Annotated in this window: 1 protein-coding gene; it reads right to left on the bottom strand. The window is 41.6% G+C overall.

Annotation, left to right across the window (positions count from 1 at the left end):
* On the bottom strand, positions 1-3,994 hold a 3,994-nt coding region (locus AC1DND_RS21910), incomplete at both ends, for a PKD-like domain-containing protein (RefSeq protein WP_477584732.1).

Genomic DNA, 3,994 nt, shown 5'->3' on the forward strand with positions numbered 1-3,994 from the left:
ATAGTGGGCTAACGGTCACAAAATCTGGATCGTTTAAATCTGAAAGGCCATCTTTATCAGCATCTATAATAGGTCCGGTTCCAATAATACCATCATTTTCGCCATCTATAATATAAAAAGCGGCTTCATAGGTATCAGGTATTCCATCACCATCAGAATCGAGATCCAGATAGTTTGGCTTCCCATCTTTGTCTTTGTCCTGAATAACTAAAGGTGTCCCTCCATTGTTGGGATCAACCGCATCAGCTAATCCATCACCATCAGTATCGACAAAGGCTCCTGTACCAAAACGCCCATCCTTATCAGGATCGTTATTTGGATTTCCGTTTGATTCTATTGCATCAACGATACCATCATTATCTGAATCTATATCCAGATAATTCGGAATGCCATCATGATCAAAATCACTTGTTCCTTCTACTGTATCTGGAATACCATCATTATCATCATCTGGGTCGATGTTATCAGGAACACCATCCCTGTCAGAATCTATGTTAAGATTAACAACATTTGAAATTACAGTGGCGCAGGCATTGTCAGTTTGTGTAATTAACGCTCTATATTTATAACCTTCTATTGTACCATTTACTCCGGTAATGGTTAAGGAATTAGTTGTAGCTCCACTGTATAAACTACCATCAGTAATATTGGTAAAACTAGTTCCGTTATCAGTACTTACTTGCCATTGATATTGGCTTGTACCAGTGCCTCCAGTTGTGGCTACATTTAAAGTAACATTAGATAAAGCCCGAACATTTTGATTGATTGGCTGGGTAGTGATTGTACTCGCTGTCCCCACAGTAATGATAACCGGACTCGTGGTTGCCGATTGGCATACTGTTCCGTTTAGGGTAGATACTGTTGTTCTGCGGTATTGAGTAGTTTGGGTTAAAGCTGCTGGTGCATAAGTTGCCGATGTTGCACTTGCAATTGTATTCCATGTAGTGCCATTAGTAGAATTTTCCCAAGTATAAGTTATTGTGCCCGCCCCTGTACCATTGGCTGTAGAACTAATGGGTGTTGGGGTAGTATTGGCACAAATGGTTTGGTTAGCCGCAATAGTTCCAGGCGTAACCGCACTCTGTACAGTAACATCAAATGTAAATGTGTTGCCGCTGCAATTGTCTAAAACCGGAGTTACAGTATACCGAACTGTTGCACCGGTAGCAGAGTTGTTCACCAAAGCCTGGCTAATTGGACCACTAACGGCCGTAGTAGCATCGCTAAATCCGGTAAGGTTACTGCCGCTGATTAAGCTGGCTGTCCAGGTATATTTTAAATTTGCATTACTAGATGTTGGATTAACAGAGAATGTCCCGTTATTACAAAGCGTTGCCGGGTTACCAGCTGATGCAGAAATATTTGGTCCTATAACTGCTGTTATAGTAAATGTAGTACCACTACAGCCTGCATTAGTTGGCGTAACGGTGTACACAACCGTAGCTGTAGTTGTTCCTGTATTGGTTAAGGTTTGGACAACAGATGCGGCATTTGTTCCGCTAGTAGCACCCGTTACAGTGCCTCCGCTAGTAACAGGAGCAGACCAGGTATAAGTTGTACCGGCTGGTGCTTCAACTGGCGCAAAATTGAAAGAGCCAGATACACAGAGATTATAATTTTGGTTTGCAATAACTGGTTTTTGTGTTACACTCACCATGAATGGAGAAGATGCAGCTGCTGCACATCCGCCACCAGTTACAATTGCCCTATAAGTAGTTGTTACATTTAAATTTGTATAATTTAATGTGGTTGTTGTAGTTGCTGGCGAATAAGTAATCCAATTTGTTCCTCCATCTGTTGAATATTCCCATCTTACCACCGTTGCTGTTGTTCCACTTAAGGTTAATGCACCATTATTTCCGCTACAAACACTTGCCGTACCTGCAATAGTACCAGTTGAGGTAACAGTAATGGTATGCTCAGTCCATTGAGGAGTACATCCTGCAGCGGTAGCCCTTACTACGGCCGTTCCGGAAAATAATGCTGAAAAGGTTACCTCTCCAGTAACTGCATCGATTACGGCTTGATTTTTTGCTGTACTGATCATGTAGGTAATCCCAGTTGCATTTGTTGCTGTTGCGGTATAAAACTGGGATCCCGCACCCTGGCATCTGCTCGAAGTTGCACCAGCGGCAAATACTGGCTTTGCTACCAATCCATTTACTTGAATTGATCCAGAAGCTGATACATTTGGGCTCCCCCCTGTTGAGGTTACCACATAATCTATTGGCCCCGCAGTAATTGCAGTTGGTGTTCCTGAAATAGTTAATACCCTTGTACTACTGTTATAACTCGATGTAACTCCCGCAGGTAAGCCAGTAACATTTGCACCTGTAGCTGTTCCACCAATGGCATAAGTGATATTGGTAATGGCTGTGTTTATACATACCGTTTGCGCATCACTCGGTGGTGTAGAAGAAGAAGTTAGGGAAATTGTGGTAACTGGAACTACGGTTACAGAACTTGCATCGTTTGCAGTATTACCATCGGTTTGCGAGCCGGTAATGGTGGCTGTATTTGTGTAATTACCTGATGAATTTACTTTTGCCGTAACCACCAAGGTTGCCGAACCATTTGGCCCTAGCGACCCAATGTTCCATAATCCTGTAGTTCCGTCATAAGAAGTACCTGTTGAGGCAACGCTGCTTATAAAGGTAAAACCTGAAGGCAATAAATCTGTAACAGAAACCCCCAAAGCTGTCCCTACGCCAGTATTTGATGCACTAATCGTAAAACGAACGGTACCGTTAATAGGTGGCTTTGCATCATCAACGGTTTTAGTAACACTTCTTTCAACATTACAAAGTGCCACGGTTACGGGCACAGATTGCGCCGAAACGCCACATTCTAAAGTTGTTGTTAATGAATAAGAGCCAGATTCTGTTGGTGTAAACGTACTACCTGTTGCACCTGCTATGGCAATACCATTTAAATACCATTGAAAAGGCGCTACCGCACCTGCACCGACAGAAAGTGAAGCAGAAGCGCAATCAGGTTGTGTTAAAATGGGTGTAATAGGCTGTTCTGCCATTGGAGTTATAAAATTGGCCATAGAAACCCCAGGACTTGCCTGAATCTGTACCATTGCAGCATTCATCCTAACATCGCTAGTAAAGGTTATTGCCCCAGGCGATTGTATATTTGCATTGGTATAATCGATGATATAAATTCCACTACTACCAATCTGTCTCCTAATACCAACCCCAGCTATCGCTTCTAAATCTGTATTGTTATAATTTGTAGTTGCACTTCCTGTTGTGGTAATATAAATTTTAGCAGTTGAACTTTTAGTAGTGATATAGCCAAAATATTGTAGGTCGGCTAGATTAAGATCCCGATATTTGTATGTTTTCGCAATTAAACTTCCGCCACAGGCTGATATAGGGGCCAAAGTTAACAAATCAACTTCGCAACCAACAGCAACACCACTATAAGCCACTACGTTTTTAGTAGCCGAAATTTTTGACGTAGAATATTGAACACCTGTTTGTCCACTTCCAGTAGATCCTCCACGAATACCATTATCAACGGTTACAAAACTACCTGCTGCAATAAGTGTATAAGAATCTGTTGATACCAAGGCCCCAGCTAAATTGTAGTTTGTTACAGTAACAGTAGTATTGGGTAAAGTTGCTATAATTGTAGTTTGTTCAGCTACGTTATTTCCTCCACTACGTACCACTAAATAATCGGTACCTAACGATGTAATAGGAGGTATTGAGTTATAAACACCATCCAAACAAGCAATAGGACCATCAGCATTAGAGGAAACATTCATTACTACCTTTGCTGAACTCTCTACCAAAGACCCCATTCCAGCTTTAAACAAATAGCCTTGCCCCTTATTTAAAGTAACCAATGCAGTACCGTTTAATTTAACCGTAGTATTGTTTTCTATAGCCATTACGCTATACACAGGTTTTTTTTCTGTGGCCCCAAGGTCTATAGCTTGTTGACCACTCAATCCATTTAAATCACCATCACGGTAATAGCC

Source organism: Pedobacter sp. 01N416, from assembly GCF_056399685.1.